The 17,095-nt window shown below is 71.5% G+C and carries 12 protein-coding genes and 1 tRNA gene; 8 read left to right on the forward strand and 5 right to left on the reverse strand.

The window, feature by feature from the left end:
- Position 1: 1 nt before the first annotated feature.
- Both CEP17_RS01550 and CEP17_RS01555 read left to right on the forward strand, forming a co-directional pair.
- Positions 2–1,600, forward strand: a complete 1,599-nt coding sequence (locus tag CEP17_RS01550; RefSeq protein WP_112931000.1) for a DNA polymerase Y family protein — start codon at positions 2–4, stop codon at positions 1,598–1,600.
- A complete protein-coding gene (locus CEP17_RS01555; RefSeq protein ID WP_112931001.1) occupies positions 1,600–5,058 on the forward strand; it encodes an error-prone DNA polymerase in 3,459 nt (1,152 codons plus the stop codon). Before CEP17_RS01550 ends, CEP17_RS01555 begins: the two co-directional genes overlap by 1 nt.
- A gap of 145 nt (positions 5,059–5,203) precedes the next feature.
- Here the strand turns inward: CEP17_RS01555 and budA are convergent, their stop codons facing one another.
- Complete coding sequence (gene budA, locus CEP17_RS01560; RefSeq protein WP_112931002.1) at positions 5,204–5,935, reverse strand: acetolactate decarboxylase; 732 nt, start codon at positions 5,933–5,935, stop codon at positions 5,204–5,206.
- A gap of 52 nt (positions 5,936–5,987) precedes the next feature.
- Entirely contained in the window at positions 5,988–7,745 is a 1,758-nt protein-coding gene (alsS, locus tag CEP17_RS01565; protein WP_112931003.1) for an acetolactate synthase AlsS, read from the reverse strand.
- A gap of 110 nt (positions 7,746–7,855) precedes the next feature.
- Here alsS and CEP17_RS01570 point away from each other — a divergent pair, with 110 nt between their 5' ends.
- Together CEP17_RS01570 and poxB are read left to right on the forward strand one after the other, a co-directional pair.
- Positions 7,856–8,785: a LysR family transcriptional regulator gene (locus CEP17_RS01570; protein ID WP_239498561.1), complete on the forward strand. Its 930-nt coding sequence runs from the start codon at positions 7,856–7,858 to the stop codon at positions 8,783–8,785.
- Positions 8,786–8,972: 187 nt separating this feature from the next.
- Positions 8,973–10,712, forward strand: a complete 1,740-nt coding sequence (gene poxB / locus CEP17_RS01575; RefSeq protein WP_112931004.1) for a ubiquinone-dependent pyruvate dehydrogenase — start codon at positions 8,973–8,975, stop codon at positions 10,710–10,712.
- Here the strand turns inward: poxB and CEP17_RS01580 are convergent.
- Positions 10,620–11,621 carry a DMT family transporter gene (locus CEP17_RS01580; RefSeq protein WP_112931005.1) on the reverse strand — a complete coding sequence of 334 codons (1,002 nt, stop codon included), beginning with the start codon at positions 11,619–11,621 and terminating at the stop codon, positions 10,620–10,622. The genes poxB and CEP17_RS01580 overlap by 93 nt on opposite strands.
- 71 nt (positions 11,622–11,692) lie before the next feature.
- On the opposite strand from CEP17_RS01580, the gene CEP17_RS01585 reads away from it, so the two are divergent.
- Both CEP17_RS01585 and CEP17_RS01590 read left to right on the forward strand, forming a co-directional pair.
- The gene (locus tag CEP17_RS01585) at positions 11,693–12,589 is read left to right on the forward strand and encodes a LysR family transcriptional regulator (protein ID WP_112931006.1); all 897 of its coding nucleotides are present in this window, start codon (positions 11,693–11,695) and stop codon (positions 12,587–12,589) included.
- Between the two features lie 24 nt (positions 12,590–12,613).
- Positions 12,614–12,832: a PLDc N-terminal domain-containing protein gene (locus CEP17_RS01590; RefSeq protein WP_036317189.1), complete on the forward strand. Its 219-nt coding sequence runs from the start codon at positions 12,614–12,616 to the stop codon at positions 12,830–12,832.
- 12 nt (positions 12,833–12,844) lie between these two features.
- Here CEP17_RS01590 and CEP17_RS01595 read toward each other — a convergent pair whose 3' ends face one another.
- The gene (locus CEP17_RS01595; protein WP_112931007.1) at positions 12,845–13,408 is read right to left on the reverse strand and encodes a hypothetical protein; all 564 of its coding nucleotides are present in this window, start codon (positions 13,406–13,408) and stop codon (positions 12,845–12,847) included.
- A gap of 173 nt (positions 13,409–13,581) precedes the next feature.
- Between CEP17_RS01595 and CEP17_RS01600 the strand changes: the two genes are divergently transcribed.
- Positions 13,582–16,002 (forward strand): acyltransferase family protein, encoded by a 2,421-nt coding sequence (locus CEP17_RS01600; RefSeq protein ID WP_112931008.1) that lies wholly within the window; start codon positions 13,582–13,584, stop codon positions 16,000–16,002.
- Positions 16,003–16,015: 13 nt separating this feature from the next.
- Positions 16,016–16,087, forward strand: a tRNA-Arg gene (locus CEP17_RS01605).
- 207 nt (positions 16,088–16,294) lie between these two features.
- Here the strand turns inward: CEP17_RS01605 and CEP17_RS15355 are convergent.
- The gene (locus CEP17_RS15355; protein WP_343234085.1) at positions 16,295–16,549 is read right to left on the reverse strand and encodes a tyrosine-type recombinase/integrase; all 255 of its coding nucleotides are present in this window, start codon (positions 16,547–16,549) and stop codon (positions 16,295–16,297) included.
- Positions 16,550–17,095 lie beyond the last annotated feature (546 nt).

Consider the following 17,095-nt stretch of genomic DNA (forward strand, 5'->3'; position numbering starts at 1 on the left):
GATGACTGTCCTCCCTGCGGGCACCCCGCCGCGGAGCCTGGTGGTCTGGGTGCCCGACTGGCCGATCGTGGCGACCACCCGCGACGGCGACGACCCCCTCGACGCCGCGGAGCCGATCGCCGTGTTCGAGAAGGGGGCGGTCGTCGCCTGCTCGGCCGCGGCGCGCGCCGCGGGTGTGCGACGGCGCATGCGCCGCCGCGATGCCCAGGCGCGCTGCCCGCAGCTGGCCGTGGTGGATGCCGACGCCGTGCGCGATCACCGCGCGTTCGCCCCTCTGATCGCGGCGATCGAAGAGGTCGCGCCGAACGTGCAGGTGATGCAGCCCGGACTGTGCGCGCTGCGCGCCCGGGGGCCGGCGCGCTACTTCGGCGGCGAGGCGGCCGCCGCCACCGTGCTGGCCGGAGCGATCGCCGCGCTGGGCATCGACGACGTGCGCGTGGGCATCGCCGACGGCACCTTCACGGCCGAACAGGCGGCGCGCTCCGGCACCCGCCGCGAGGATCCGGTGCGGATCGTGCCCGCCGGCACCGCGGCGGACTTCCTCGCCCCCTTGCCGGTCGTCGTGCTCGATGAGGAGCTGGCCTCGCTGTTCGGCCGGCTCGGGGTGCAGACGGTGGGGGAGGTCGCCGCGCTGGGCGCCGACCGTCTGGTGGAGCGCTTCGGCACCCGTGGCCAGTGGTTGTACGCGCTGTCCTCCGGCCGCGATCCCCGACCGGTCACCGCCCGCACACCGCCGCCCGAACTGCACCGCGAGGTGGCGTTCGAGCCGCCCGTGGAGACCGCCGATCAGATCGCCTTCGCCCTGCGGGTTCCCGCCGCGGAGTTCGTCTCCCGTCTGGGTGCGCAAGGGCTGGTCTGCACCGAGCTGCGTGTCGTGCTGACCGGTGATCGCGGCGAGCGCAGTGAACGGGTCTGGCTGCACCCGGGGGCTTTCGATGCGGCAGCCGTCGTCGACCGGGTGCGCTGGCAGCTCGCCGAGCAGAGCCCGGGCGGGGGAAAGAACGGTGCGCTGCCGAATCACCTGCCCGGACAGCTGCGTAGTGCCGTGGGTCGTGTGCGGATCGAGCCCGAGGCGGTGGATGCCGCCGCCCACCACACCGCACGTCTGTTCGGGTCGGGACCCGAGGAGCGCGTGCACCGCGCACTCTCCCGCGTACAGGCGATGCTCGGCCATCAGGGCGTGCTGACCCCGGCGGTCGGCGGAGGGCGCTGGCTGAGCGAGCGGCAGCGCCTCGTGCCGTGGGGCGATGTCGCGGGCGACCTGCAGGCCGGCGAGCGGCCCTGGCCGGGGAGCCTTCCCGATCCGCTGCCCTCGGCGGTGTTCGCCGAGGGCGTGCCGGTGGCGGTGCTCGACGACGACGGCGACATGATCGCGGTCGATGCGCGGGGCGAGCCCACGGCGATGCCGACCGTGATCGAGCTCGGGGGCAGACGCCGCGGCATCCGCACCTGGGCCGGGCCGTGGCCGGTCATCGAACGCGAGTGGGATCCCGCCCGAGCGCGACGAGCGCATCGCTTCCAGATGGTCGACGATGCCCAGGGGGCATGGCTGCTGGTGTGCGAGGAGGGCGTCTGGCAGATCGAGGGGAGGTACGACTGATGGGCTTCAACAATCCGTCGGTGCGCTGGTCGGAGATGGCGCGGCTGCTGGGCTCTCCCGACATCGGCGGCGACAAACAACCCGACGGCGGCGACGGCCCGGCTTTCTCGCGCAAGCGCGGAAAGTACGAGCCGCCCCCGATCGAACGCCCCGCGGATGCCGTTCCCTACGCCGAGTTGCACGCGCACTCGTCGTTCTCCTTTCTCGACGGGGCGTCGTCGCCGGCCGAGCTCGCCGAGGAGGCGGAGCGATTGGGACTGCACGCCCTCGCGATCACCGACCACGACGGGTTCTACGGCATCGCCCGCTTCGCCGAGGCGGCGGAGCAGCTGCAGCTGAAGACCGTCTTCGGCGCGGAGTTGACGCTCGGCGACGGCGCGGGTGGCGGTGCGGGTGGCCGTGCGGACCTGGGGGCGCCGCCGGCCGGATTGCTGAGTGCACCGAGCCCCGCCCGGTCGGGCGCCGCCGATCCGCTCGGATCGCACCTGCTCGTGCTGGCCCGCGGCGAAGAGGGGTATCACCGTCTCGCCGCCGCGATCACGCATGCCCAGCTCGCCGGCGGTGAGAAGGGGCGTCCCTGGTACGACCTCGATGATCTCGCCGATCGCGGCGGCGGGCACTGGGCGGTGCTCACCGGATGCCGCAAGGGCGCCGTGCGGCAGGCGCTCGCCGCCGGAGGTGCGGATGCGGCCGCATCGGCGCTCGACCGGCTCGTCAGCCTGTTCGGCCGCGAGGCGGTCTTCGTCGAGCTGATCGACCACGGCGCCCCCACCGACACCCGCGACAACGATGTGCTGGCCGCTCTGGCCGCCGCACGCGGCCTTCCGGTGCTGGCCAGCAACAACGTGCACTACGCGGTTCCCGAACGTGTGCATCTGGCGGCGGCGGTCGCGGCGGTGCGGGCGAATCGAGGGCTGGACGAGCTCGACGGGTGGCTGCCGTCGCATGCGAGCGCACACCTGCGCTCGGGCGCCGAGATGACGCGGCGGTTCCGGCGCTATCCCGGTGCGATCGCCCGCACGGTCGCCCTCGCCGACGAACTCGCCTTCCCGCTGCGCCGCGCCAAGCCCGCGCTGCCGAAGCTCCCCGTCCCCGAAGGGCATACGCCGATGTCGTGGCTGCGCCGGCTCGTCTGGGACGCGGTGCCACACATGTACCCCGACCTCGACGGCGACGGGCGGGCCCGCATCGAGAAGGAACTCGGCGTCATCGAGCAGAAGGACTTCCCCGGCTACTTCCTGATCGTGCACGGCATCGTGGCCGAGGCACGTCGGCGCGGCATCCTCTGCCAGGGGCGGGGATCGGCCGCCAACAGTGCGGTGTGTTACCTGCTCGGCATCACCGCGATCGATTCGATCTTCTACAACCTGCCCTTCGAGCGCTTCCTGTCGGCGATGCGGGAGGAAGAGCCCGACATCGACGTCGACTTCGACTCTGATCGGCGTGAGGAGATCATCCAGTGGGTCTTCGACGAGTACGGACGTGAGCGCGCGGCGCAGGTCGCGAACGTCATCCAGTACCGACCGAAGAACGCGGTGCGCGACATGGCCAAGGCGCTCGGGCACTCGCCCGGGCAGCAGGACGCCTGGTCGAAGCAGGTGGAGCGGTGGGACGGCGCCGTCGCCGGCGCGCACGACATCCCCGACCGGGTGCTCGCGTACGCCGGTGAGCTGCTGAAGGCACCCCGCCATCTCGGCATCCACTCCGGGGGCATGGTGCTCACCGAGCGGCCGGTGGGGGAGGTGGTGCCCATCGAGCACGCGCGGATGGAGAATCGCACCGTCATCCAGTGGGACAAGGACGACGCCGCCTGGATGGGGCTCGTGAAGTTCGATCTGCTCGGACTCGGCATGCTCGCCGCGCTGCAGTACTGCTTCGACCTCATCGCGGAGGCGACGGGCGAGACCTGGACGCTGCAGAGCATTCCGAAGGAGGAGGCGGCCGTCTACGACATGCTGTGCCGCGCGGATTCGATCGGCGTGTTCCAGGTCGAATCGCGCGCGCAGATGGGGCTGTTGCCGAGACTGCAGCCACGGCGGTTCTACGACCTGGTGATCGAGATCGCGCTGATCCGGCCCGGACCCATCCAGGGCGGGGCGGTGCACCCGTACGTGCGGCGCAAGCTCGGGCTGGAGGAGCCGACGTATGCGCACGAGAAGCTCATCCCGGTGTTGGAGCGCACCCTCGGGGTGCCGGTGTTCCAAGAGCAGCTGATGCAGATGGGCATGGCCGTCGGCGACCTCACCGGAGAGGATGCCGATGTGCTGCGCCGGGCCATGGGCTCCAAGCGCGGCATCGAGCGCATCGAGTCGGTGCGCCAGAAGCTCTACGACGGCATGGCGCGCAACGGTCTGGTGGGAGCCGTCGCCGACGACATCTACGCGAAGATCCAGGCGTTCGCGAACTTCGGCTTCGCCGAGAGCCACTCCCTGTCGTTCGCGCTGCTCGTCTACGCCTCGTCATGGCTGAAGCTGCACTACCCCGGGGCGTTCTTGGCGGCTCTGCTGCGTGCGCAGCCGATGGGGTTCTACTCGCCGGCGACCCTCACCGCCGACGCCCGCCGCCACGGTGTCGTCGTGCGTCGTCCCGACCTGCACGCCTCCGGGGTGGATGCCGGGCTCGAGCCCCTCGATGCCGACGGCAGCGGCGCTCCCACCGGCATCCCCTCCTGCACCGATCGTCACCAGCCTCCCGTACCCCTGTTCGACATCACCGCTCCCGACGTCTCGGCCGCCCACCGTCGCGACGCCGGCCACGCGGTGCGGCTGGGACTTGCGGCGGTCACCGGGGTGGGAGAGCGGCTCGCGGAACGCATCGTCGCCACCCGCGACGCCGAAGGGCCGTTCCGTGACCTGCGCGACCTCGTGCGGCGGACGGGCGCCACCGCCGCACAGGTGGAGGCGTTGGCGACGGCGGGCGCCTTCGAGAGCATGGGCATCAGCCGTCGCGAGGGCATCTGGTTGGCCGGCGACGCGGCACAGGATCTGCCCGAGTTCCTGCCCGACTCGCTCGTCGCTGTTCAGCCGCCGCTGTTCGGCGACCCCTCGACGTACGACGTGCTGGCCGCGGACCTGTGGGCCACGGGCATCTCGACCGACGATCACCCCCTCACGCACTACCGCGCGCCGCTGGATGCCCGCGGCGTGCTCACCTCGCGAGAGCTCCGCACGCACGAGGTCGGCCGCCGGGTCGAGGTCGCGGGCCTGGTCACGCACCGGCAGCGGCCGGCGACGGCATCCGGCATCACCTTCATCAACCTCGAAGATGAGCACGGCCTCGTCAACGTCATCTGCTCGAAAGGCGTCTGGGACCGCTATCGCCGCGTGCTGCGCGATGCGCCCGCTCTCATCGCCCGCGGCATGCTCGAGCGGTCGCCCGAGGGCGTCACCAACCTCGTCGCCGACGCCTTCGAAGACCTGCGCGTCGGCGTGCGCCACCGCTCCCGCGACTTCCGCTGACCCTCCCCACCGCCCCACCTCACCCCCGCCGAGCCGCCATCTTTTCGCCGAACCGCCATGATCTTGCGCGCAGCATCATGGCGGATCGGCGCGTTCGTAGCGGCTCGCGGGAGGGGGAGAGAGGGAGAGGGGGAGGGGGAGGAGGTCAGGCGCGGCCGGCGTGCTGCTCGGTCTTGGCGAGCTGGTCGGCCAGGTCGTCGGGGGCGAGGGCCGCCTCGCGGAACTCCGTCGTCAGCGGCAGGCGCAGGTGCAGGTCGGTGCACAGGCACAGCTCGACCGTGCCGTGATCCAGCACGAAGTCGAGCACGTGGCCGCCGCGCGTGCGTCCGTCGTCGATGAAGTGCGCGTGGCATCCGGGAACGCCGATTCCCTGCTCGTACAGCGGGGTGCGGAAGGCGACGATCGTGCCGTCGACCTCGTCGAACTGCAGCACGGCATCGTCATCGGTGGCCTCGGTCATCGGTCGGTACGGCTTCTGCTGGCGGGTGACCGTTCGGGCGGTCACGCGCCGGAAGCGCCCCGTGATGCGCAGCGCGTACATGTAATTGGCCGACGCGGTGATCGCATCGATTGCGGCCGAGGCCTCGGCGCGCGTGACGCCGTCGGGCAGCGTCCGCGTGAGGGTGGGCACGAAGTCGGTCACCACCGCGTACGGCGTCGCCGAGTCGGCGGATGCCGCGGCGGCGGTGCCGTCGCCGCGCAGGCGGTAGGCGACGCCGTCGACGACGACCATCTCGCCGTCGAGGGCGTTGAACGTGCCGATGCCGAAATCGCCGTGCTCGAGCAGTTCGCCGACCGTCATGTCGTCTTCGTAGATGCCGTCCAGCAGCGCGGCCATGAGGCTCGTCTGGAACAGGGTGTGACGTTCGGCGCTCATGCGCGGTCCTTTCGGGAAGAGGGAAGGTGGATGCCGAGAGGCCGGAGTCTGCTCACAGCAGCACGTCGGCGAGCAGGTCGCCGCCCAGGCGGCGCAGGTTGTCGCGGTAGTCGACGGGCACGTCGATCACCGAGGGGCCGGGTTCGGCGATCGCGGCGAGGATCGTCGGAACGAGGTCGTCGATGCGGGTGACCCGGTGGCCGTGGGCGCCGAACGACTGAGCGAAGGCGACCACGTCGTAGGCGCCGAGTTCGACCGCCGCGGTGCGTCCGTATTTCTCGACCTGCTGGAAGGCGACCATGTCGTAGGCGGAGTCGTTGAACACGATGTGCGTGAAGCTCGCCCCGACGCGCACGGCGGTCTCCAGCTCGACGGCGGAGTAGAGGAACCCCCCGTCGCCCGACACGGACACGACTGGCGCGCCCGCGTCGGCGAGGCTGGCCGCGATGGCCCAGGGCAGGGCGACGCCGAGGGTCTGCTGCCCGTTGGAGAACAGGAGCGAGCGCGGTCGGTAGGTGCGGAAGTGGCGCGCCATGTAGAGGTAGTTCGAACCGACGTCGCAGAGCACGGTGGCGGCGTCGGGGAGGGCGGCGCGGATGCCGGCGACGACCGCGACGGGGTCGAGGCCGAACGCGTCGTCGTGGTCGGGGTCGCCGAGGTCGGTGTTCTCGGCGAGGCGGGTGCGCTCACGGTCGACGATGCGGGCGGTCTCGGCATCGTGCTCGAGGGGAAGGCCCGCGCCGTCCACGGCGAGGAGTAGGTCGACGAGGCTCGTGGCGAGATCGCCGACGAGTTCGACCGTCGGTCGATAGTCGTTGTCGATGTCGGCCGGGATGGTGTCGATGTGGACGATGCGGCGGTCCTTGCCGGCGTTCCATTCCGCGGGCACGAACTCGACGGGGTCGTAGCCGACGGTGAGCACGAGGTCGGCGTGGTGCAGCAGCACGTCGCCGGGCTGATTGCGGGCGAAGCCCACACGTCCGAGGTAGTGGTGTTCGAGCTCGCGCGAGATGATGCCGGCGGCCTGGAAGGTCTCCACGACCGGCAGTCCGGTGGCGCGCAGCAGCGCGTGAAGGGCGTCGACGGTGCGGGGATCACCGCTGCGGGCCCCGGCGAGGATCACGGGGAACCGGGCCTCGCGCAGCAGCGCGGCGGCGCGATCGACGGATGCCGAGGCCGCCCCGCCGGTGACGGCGGGCACGATCGCATCGCGGAAGCCGATCGCCGTCGTCGCGGTCGACACGTCGTAGGGGAGCACCACGGCGGCGGCGCCGCGGGGTTCGCGCGTCGCGGCGCGGAACGCGTTCACGATCGCCTCGGCGACGTTGTCGGCGGCGGTGACCTCGGCGGCCGAGACCGTGACGGTCTGCAGCATGCCGACGGCATCCATCGCCTGGTGTGCCCGCTTCAGGTGCTGTGTGCGCGACACCGCGCCGCAGATCGCCACCACCGGGTCGCCCTCGGTCGTCGCGGTGAGCAGCCCCGTCGCAAGGTTCGCGGTGCCGGGGCCGCTGGTGACCAGCACGACACCCGGGATGCCGGTGAGCCGGCCGACCGCAGCGGCCATGAAGACCGCGTTCTGCTCGGTGCGGCACGTGATCAGCTGCGGCGCCCCGGCGACCCCCTGCACCGCCGCGAGCGCGTCGAAGACGGGGTCGATCTTCGCCCCGGGCACGCCGAACACCCACCGCACGCCGTGCGCCATGAGCACGTCGACGACGCGGTCGGCAGCGCGACGTCCCGTGGGCGGCGTCGGCACGTGCGTGTCGGAGGGCGACGGAGATGCGGTGGCGACGGCGGCGATACTCATGACTCCATGCTCCGTCGCCCAAGGACGGCGAGGAAGACGGCGTCGGCGATGCGAATCATCTGATTCGCAGATGATTTCCGTCGCGTCGGGGAGCGCGGCATGATCGAGGCATGGATGTGCGCCACCTCTCCGTCTTCGTCGCCGTTGCCCGAGAGATGAGCTTCACGCGGGCGGCCGACAGCCTGCTGCTCGCGCAGTCGGCGGTGTCGACCACCGTGCGCGAGTTGGAACGTGAACTGGGCGTCGAGCTGTTCGACCGTTCTCATCGGCAGATTCGACTCACCGGTGCTGGGGAGGAGTTGCTGACGCGCGCTCAGGCGGTGCTCGAGCAGATGCGCGAGATCGGCGAGGCGGTCGCCTCCGCGGCGACCGAGCTGCGAGGAGCCGTCACGATGGGGCTCATGACGGGCGTCGATCTTGTCGACGTGCCGGGGCTGCTGGGCCGCTATCACGCGCGGCACCCCGCCGTCGCGGTGCAGCTGCGCGCGACGGGGCTGGGATCGTCGGGCCTGGTCGCGCAGCTCGAACGCGGCGAGATCGACCTGGCGCTGCTCGCGGTCGTCGATGCGCTGCCCGCGAGCCTGCGGGGAGAGGCCGTCGCCGCGTCGCCCTACGTGCTCGTCGTGCCCGGCACGCATCCCCTCGCGGATGCCGAGGGGATCACCCTCGCGATGCTCGAGGGGGAGAGCTTCGTGGACCTGCCGCCGGGTTACGGGTCGCGGCGCATCGTCGACGATGCCTTCGCCCACGCCGGGGTGTCGCGCCGTGTGCTCATCGAGGTCGCCGATCTTTCCACCGCCGCCGCGTACGTCCCGCAGGGACTGGGCCTGGCGATCGTGCCGCGTTTCGCGGCGCTGGCGGCCTCGTCGGGCTCGGGGCGTCCGTTCGCCGACCCCGCCCCGCGGATGCCGGTGCGCATCGTGTCGCTCGACGACGCCGTTCCCGCCTTCGAGGTGTCGCTCGCGTGGTCGCGTCGCCGCCCCTTGACCGCCGCCGCGCAGGGCCTCATCGACCTCTTGCGCACAGAGCTGCTGCCGTAGCGCCCGCAACCTCCCCGGTCGTTGAGCGAGTGAGCGGAGCGAGCGAGTCGAAACGGGGTTTCGCAGGGTGGGGCGATTCGACTCGGGCCGGTGGCCCTCGCTCAACGACCGGGGGTTGAGCGGGACGGAACAGGACTCGACGATCGTCCAACCCCGTGACGCGCACAAGCGGCGTAGCGTCGAACCCATGGCGAACGTTGCAGACTTCTTCATCGACACCCTCAAGCGCGCCGGCGTCACCCGCATCTGGGGTCTTCCCGGCGACTCGCTCAACGCCTTCACCGATGCGCTGCGGCGCGACAGCGGCGACGACGCGATCCGCTGGATGCACATGCGGCACGAGGAGGCCGCCGCCTTCGCCGCCGGCGCCGAGGCGGAGCTGACGGGCGAGCTCGCCGTCGTCGCGGGCTCGTGCGGCCCCGGCAATCTGCACTTCATCAACGGTCTGTTCGACGCCAACCGCAACCGCGTGCCGCTGCTGGCGATCGCCTCGCACATCCCGTCGGCCGAGATCGGCAGCACCTACTTCCAGGAGACGCACCCCCAGGAGCTCTTCCGCGAGTGCAGCGTCTACACCGAGCTGGTGAGCGATCCGGCCCAGCTGCCGTGGGTGCTGGAGATCGCCATGCGCACCGCGGTCGAGAAGCGCGGCGTCGCGGTCGTCGTCGTGCCCGGCGACGTGTTCTTCGCCGACGCGCCCGACCGGCGGCCGACGGCACCGATCCGGGCGGCCGGCTCGACGGTGCTGCCGTCGGCATCCGCTCTGGCCGCCGCCGCGACCGCGCTCAACGATGCCAAGAAGGTGACGATCCTCGCCGGGTCGGGCGTCGCGGGCGCGCATGATGAGGTGCTCGCCCTCGCTGAGACGCTGCAGGCGCCGATCGTCCACGCCCTGCGCGGCAAGGAGCACATCGAGTGGGACAACCCCTACGACGTCGGCATGACGGGACTGCTGGGCTTCTCGTCGGGGTACAAGGCGATGGAGTCGTGCGACACCCTGCTCATGCTCGGCACCGATTTTCCGTACCGTCAGTTCTTCCCCTCGAAGGCGACGGTGATCCAGGTCGACATCCGCGGCGAGCAGCTGGGGCGGCGCACGCCCATCGACGTGGGATTGGTCGGCGGTGTGAAAGAGACCGCGAACGCGCTGCTGCCGCTGCTGCAGGGCGACCGCTCGTCGAAGCATCTGGACGACAGCGTCGCCCACTACCGCACGACGCGTGAGCGGCTCGACGATCTGGCCGTCGACGACGGCAAGGCTCCGGTGCGGCCGGAGTACGTCGCGCGCGTGCTGGACGAGCTCGCCGACCAGGATGCCGTGTTCACCGCCGACGTCGGAAGCCCCGTGATCTGGGCCGCCCGCTACCTGCACATGAACGGAAAGCGCCGGCTGATCGGCTCGTTCGCGCACGGGTCGATGGCCAACGCGATGCCGCAGGCGCTCGGGGTGCAGGGCGTCGACCGCTCGCGCCAGGTGATCGCGCTCGCCGGCGACGGCGGGCTGGCGATGCTCCTCGGCGATCTGCTGTCGATTCGCCAGAACGACCTGCCCGTGAAGATCGTCGTGTTCAACAACTCGTCGCTCAACTTCGTCGAGCTCGAGATGAAGGCGGCGGGCATCGTCAACTTCGGCACGGGGCTCGACAATCCGAGCTTCGCGGCGATCGCCGAGGCGATGGGCATCACCGGCATCCGGGTGGAGAAGGGCAGCGAGCTGCGCGGAGCGATCGCGCAGGCGCTCGCGACCGACGGGCCGGTGCTCGTCGACGTGGTCACGGCGCGTCAGGAGCTGGCGATGCCGCCGTCGATCACGCTCGCCCAGGCGAAGGGGTTCTCACTCTGGGCGCTGCGCACCGTGCTGTCGGGGCGCGGCGACGAGCTGATCGACCTCGCCGACACGAACGTCTGGCGTCGCCTGTTCCACTGACGCGGCCTGCTCCGTCGCACGTCGGGCCAGGCGGTGGCGACGCTCGATCGCCTGCCCGGCGTAGCTCGCGCCGACGATGAGTGCCGCCCCCGCGACGCCGACAGGCCCGATCGCCTCGCCGCCGATGGCGACGCCGACCACGAGTGCCCAGACGGGTTCGGTGCCCATGAGGATGCTCGCGCGTGCGGCCGACGTGCGCCGCACCGCCCAGAGCTGCACCGCGAAGGCGAACACCGAGCACAGCAGTCCGAGGAACAGCACGTCGGCGAGGGCCGCGGCATCCAGTCGCGCGACCGCGACCGGCAGGGAAGGCCCGGCGATCGCGCTGAACACGACGCTGCCGACCGTCAGCTGCACGAAGACCACGCCGAGCGAGCTGTCGCGGCGCCCGCGGGTGAGGTGGCCGCTGGCGGTCACGTGCACGGCGCGCACCACCGCGGCGGCGATGACGAGGGCGTCGCCGGCGGTCGGCAGGCGGATGCCGTCGCCGGAGACGAGCAGCGCGACGCCGACGACGGCGGCCACCGCGGCGACGAAGTACGAGCGCGGCAGCCACACGCGCGACGCGATGCCCTCCAGTGCCGGCGTCATGACGAGGGCGAGGCTGATGAGCAGGCCCGCGTTGGTGGCGGAGGTGAGGCTCACGCCGCAGGTCTCCAGCCCGATGACGGCGGCCTGCGTGCCCCCGAGCGCCACCGCGATCACGAGCCCGCGCCCCCGGGGGAGGCGCTGTCGGGTGAGGGTGCACAGGATGCCGGCGCCGGCGGCGGCGACAAGGAACCGCAGCGCGTTGGCCGAGGCGACGCCCGTGAGGGCGATGAGATCCTTCGCGACGAGGAAGCTCGCCCCCCAGACGGCGGCGACCGCGAGGAGGGCGAGGTCGACGAGCAGGTCGGAGCGGCGGGTCATGCGCCCAGCGTGACAGCCACGGTCGTGAAGAGCATCGGGCAATGTCTTCATCGATGTGTTAGAGATTGCTTATGGATCCGATGCGCCTGCGGCTGCTGCGCGAGCTGGATGATCGCGGCAGCGTCTCGGCGGTCGCGGCGGCGCTGCACGTGAGCGCATCGGCGGTGTCTCAGCAGCTGGCGATTTTGCAGGCGGACGTTCCCGTGCCGCTCACCGTGAAGCAGGGGCGTCGGCTGGTGCTGACCGATGCCGGGCGCGCGCTCGCGGCGGCCGCCGCTCGCGTCGACGAGGCGCTCGTGCTCGCCCGAGAGAGCGTCGGAGCGTTCCTCGCCCACGATGCCGCGCCAGTGCGCGTGTCGGCGTTCCACAGTGCGGGCGTCGCGCTGTTCGGCCCCCTGTTGGCCGCGCTCGACGGCGTACCCGTCGCCCTGACCGACGAGGACGTCGCGCGCGAGGAGTTTCCCGGACTCGTGGCCGCGCACGACCTCGTCATCGCGCACCGGCTGGCCCACGACCCGGACTGGCCGCGGGAGCGGATGGTGATGACGCCGCTGTTCGTCGAACCGCTGGACGTCGCGCTGCCGGCGGCGCACCCCCTGGCATCCGCCGATCGGATCGATCCCGCGGCCCTCCGCGGACAGACGTGGATCTCGACGCACGAGGGCTTTCCGCTCACCGGCGTGCTGCAGGCGATCGCTGCGCTGAGCGGAGAGCCGCCGGTCATCGCCCACCGGGTGAACGAGTTCTTCGTCGCCGCGCAGATCGTCCGCGCCGGGGCGGCGATCGCCGTCATGCCGAGGTTCACGGCGCGCTCCCTGGCGACCGACGGCATGGTGCTGCGACCGCTGGCCGGGGTCACCCTCAACCGTCACGTGGACGTGCTGGCCCGCCCCGACGCGCTGGCACGTTCGGCGGTGCGCCGCGTGCGGGCTGCGCTGGGGGATGTCGCCGCCGACCTCGCGCGGTGACGACCGCCGGGGCATGCTGGTGGCATGGAGTTCTCCGGCTGGCACGTCCTGATCTTGATCGTGGTGCTTGCGGGCATCGCGCTGTTCGTCGGTGCGGTGGTCAGCATCGCGTCGTCGGCGGCGACGAGCCTGGAGAAGACGCTCTGGATTCTCGTCACGCTGATGTTCCCGCTGATGGGGCCCATCGTCTGGTTCGCCGTCGGTCGGCGTTCGATCGTGGTCAATCCGGCAGATCGCCGCTGACGCGGCCGACGGTCAGCCGGCGAGCGCGAGACCGCAGGTCTCGATCGTCCACCCGATGAACGCCTGATAGTTCGGGTCGCTGCCGACCGCCTGCATCGCTCGCGTGTTGGTGAAGGTCTCGACCGGCACGTCGGCGATCTGCGTCTGCGGAGCAAGCCCCTCGAGCACGCCGATGAGCTCATCGGTCGACGCCGCGAACACCTCGGCGCCCGCGGCGACCTCGGCGGGCACGCCGGTCATCGGAAGCAGCGCGCGGATCGCCGCCGACTGGCGACGCGTCGCGGCGAGGTCGTCGGCGACGGTGCCCTGCTTCGCCTGCGCCGCGGCTCCGTTGGCATCGCAGAGCTCGCGGTAGTCGGTGCTCGCGGTCGACGGTGCGGATGCCGAGGACGTCGGCGTCGGGGTGGGCTCCGCTGAGGCGGCGGCCGGGGTCGTCCCCGCGGCATCCTGCGTGCCGCTGGAGTTCCAGACGACGGCCAACCCCACGATCACGCAGACGGCGACGATGATCGCCGCGATCGCGATGCCGGGCACGAGGAAGCGCGGTCGCGGCGCGGGGGGTGTGGAGGCGTGCATGGGTTCCTCTTCCTCGATCGTCTGTCGCCGGTCGCTGCCTGCCAGCCTATAAAACACGCCCGGAGTCGCGGGGGGCGGCGAGCGTCGGGCGACCCCCGGATGACCTGGGGCTGAGAGCGCTCCCGTAGGCTGGAGTCGACCTCTTCCTTCCCCTTGAGAACGACTGCGTTCCCGTGCCACTTCGTCGCGATATCCAGGGTCTGCGCGCGCTCGCCGTGCTGGCCGTCATCGGCGCGCACGCCGCCGGCTGGCCGCGGGGAGGCTTTGCCGGTGTCGACGTGTTCTTCGTCATCTCGGGGTTCGTGATCACCGGAATGCTGCTGCGCGAGCAGCAGGAGGCGGGACGCATCCGCCTGTCGCGGTTCTACGCGCGGCGTGCCCGTCGGCTGCTGCCGGCGGCGCTCGTCACGGTCGGTGCCGTGGTCGGGGCCGCGTTCGCTCTGTTCGGTCGGGCGCGGGCCGAGCAGGTGATGTGGGACGGTGCCTCGGCGTTGCTGCTGGTGTCGAACTGGCGATTCACACAGCAGGGCACCGACTACTTCCATGCCGGCGACGCGTTGTCGCCGCTGCAGAACTTCTGGTCGCTGTCGGTGGAGGAGCAGTTCTATCTCGTCTGGCCGGGGCTGCTGATCGTGTCGCTGCTGTTCGTTCCCGCCGTGGCGCGTCGCGGTCGGGCGGCGGCCGCGGTCGCCGCCGGGTGGGCGGTCGTCGTGATCGCGGCATCCTTCGGCTGGGCGCTGCTGCAGGGGTCGTCGGCGCCGACGGCGGCGTACTTTTCGACGGCGACGCGCGCGTGGGAGTTCGCGCTGGGCGCGCTGCTCGCGGCAGGCGTGCCGCTGCTGCGTCGGCTTCCCGCGGCGCTCGGGGCGCTGCTCGCGTGGATCGGGGTCGCGGGCATCGTGGCGTCGCTGGTGCTCATCGACATGACCGCTGTGGGCTTTCCGGGGCCGTGGGCGGCGGCGCCGACGCTCGCGACCGCGCTCGCGCTGGCCGGCGGCGTGACCGCGCCGCCGCGGACACTGTTCCTGTGGACGAACCCGGTCGCGGTGGTCGTGGGCAACGCGTCGTACTCGCTGTATCTGTGGCACTTCCCGGTGGTCGTGTTCGCCGCCGCGCTGCTGCCCGCGTCGCCGTGGTCGCTGCCGCTGACCCTGGCGATCGTCGCCGTCGTCGGCTTCGCGTCGTACGCGATCATCGAGCAGCCGCTGCGCTACGCGCCGTTCCTGGGCGGGCGGGTGCCGGCGATTGCGGCGGCCGATGCCGAGGAGCCGGCGGTCGAGGCATCGGATGCCGCGGAGCCCACACCGCCCGCGGTCGCGCCTGCGGTGCCGGTCGTGCGGACTCCCGAGATTGCGACGCGGCGTCCCGCGGGGTGGCAGCCGGGCACGCGCTACTTCCCAGGCAGTCCGCGGACGGCGGCGCAGAGTGCGGCGGCGGGGCCGGTCGAGGTGGTAGCGGCATCCGTTCCGGAGGTCGCGCCCGTCGAGCCTGTGAGCGCTGCACCGCCGGTGGAGGCGCCGCGGGTGCCGTCGGTCGCGATCGCGGATAGTGTGGCCGGGGCGATCGCGGCTCCGATGGCCGCATGGCGGGAGCGCTTTCGCACGCAGGTCGCGTTGGCCGCCGCCGGTCTCGTCGCCGCCGCGTTGCTGGTCGTGCTCGTCGTGCAGGTGCAGCAGCCGCGTCCCTTGCCGCCGACGGCCGGGGGAACGGGCCAGGCGGCGCCCGCGATCGAAGATCCCACGGCGGCGCTGCAGGCCGATCTCGCGGCGGCGGTGTCGGCGACCGCGTGGCCCGATCTGCATCCGTCGATCGACGAGGTGATGGCGCAGTCGTCGGGAGCCAATCCCGCGCACGACTGCTTCGCGCCGACGCCGCAGCCGGACGCCGCCGCGTGCACGTGGGGCAGCGCCGATGCTCCGCGGCACCTGTACCTCGTGGGCGACTCGACCGCGATGGCCTACGCACCGGCCCTGAAGGCGCTCGCCGAGCAGAGCGGGGGAGCGATCCGCGTCACCACGGTCGGGCTCTACGGATGCCGGTTCACCGACGTGCTGGTGCAGAACGACGACCCCGCGGTGATGCAGGCGTGCACGCAGCGCAAGAACGACGTCGCCGCGATGATCGCCGCCGACCACCCCGAGCAGGTGCTGGTCTCCAACGCGTACACGCTGGGCCGTACGGCGGACGGGCGCGACCTGAGCGCGGCAGATCTGATCGCCGCGGAGGCAGCAGAGATGGCGCGGTACGGGATGCCGGGGCGCATCGTCTTCCTCGAGGCGCCGCCGGAGGGCGCGCCGCTCGGCAATTGCTACACGCGGGTCGGGTCGCCGTACGCGTGCGCGACGAGCATCACGCCGGTGTGGCGCGACATGCAGGCGGCGACGGCGGCCGCCGCGGCGGCGTCGGGCGATCGCCTGGTGGGTGCGCTGGCCTTCACATGTTGGCAGGAGGTCTGCCCGGCGTTCGCGGGGACACTGCCGATCCGCTACGACCAGACACACCTCACGGTCGCGTACTCCGAGCACCTCGCGCCGTACCTGCGGTGGGCGCTGGACGGCGCCGTCGCGGCGGGCGCCCCGGCGCCGCCCGGCTAGAATCGATGCGCCAGCCTCTGTAGCTCAGTGGAAGAGCCACTCCGTCCTAAGGAGCGGGTCGGGGGTTCGAATCCCTCCAGGGGCACATCTATTTTTTGCGCTTGACCAGGTTTTTCTTCCGATGTCAGACCTCACAGATTTCGTTTTTGGCCGCTATTTGGCCGCATTTGAGGAACCTATGAGCTGAGAACGAGGCCCTCCAATGGGCTTCGTTCGACGTCCTAGAACGACGAAATCGGGCAGATTCGACGTCGCGAGCCTTGCCCGAAACTGAGCAATCTGCGCTCGGCGGTCACTGCGGACGGCGGTAACGGGTCTGCGGACCCGTCGGCGACGCGAGCAGCGGCATGGCGTCGTTGAGGCGAGATGCGACGGCATCCAGATCGTCGTCGAAGAGGTCGGCATAGGTGTCGAGCGTCATCGCAGCCGACGCGTGGCCGAGCATCCGCTGCACGGCCTTCACGTTGGCGCCGGAGCTGATCGCGAGCGATGCGGCCGTATGGCCGAGGTCGTGAGGCGTGAGCCGGGGGATGGACGGATCGATCATCTGCGCACGCTTCACCGCGTTCGCGAACCCATCCCTGCGCGCCCGAGTTGCGCATGTGATGGACCCCGTCGCCAAAGGGCAGCCCTTCCGGGCCCTTGCCGGCGCAGGCCAGCTCGATCATGGGCGCGAGGCGATCGGGGTAGGGGACCGAGCGCTTCTCGTGCGTCTTCGGAGTGCCGACGTGGATTTCGTAGCCGGTCATCACCGCGTTCTCTTCGATGACGAAGCGCTTGCGCAGCCGGTTCACGCTGCGCACGCGCAGCCCGGTTGCCTCGCCCCAGCGCAATCCGGTGTACGCCAGCGTCAGGACCATGGTCGGGTGCGCCGAGCACGCCGCGAGTGTCGCCACCTGGTCGCGCGAGAGGTACACGCGGCGCTTGCCAGGCCCTGTCCGCGGCAGATTGCGAATGTTTCGAGCAGGGTTGGTTGCGAGGCGACGATCGTCGATGGCGACGTCGAGGATGCCGGCAAGGACGCCCAGGGCGCGAAGAACGACGGTGCGCGACCTCAGTGTCGAGAGCTCGGACACCCACTCTTGAACCTCAG

It is taken from the genome of Microbacterium sp. PM5 (genome assembly GCF_003293595.1).
GTDB lineage: Bacteria > Actinomycetota > Actinomycetes > Actinomycetales > Microbacteriaceae > Microbacterium.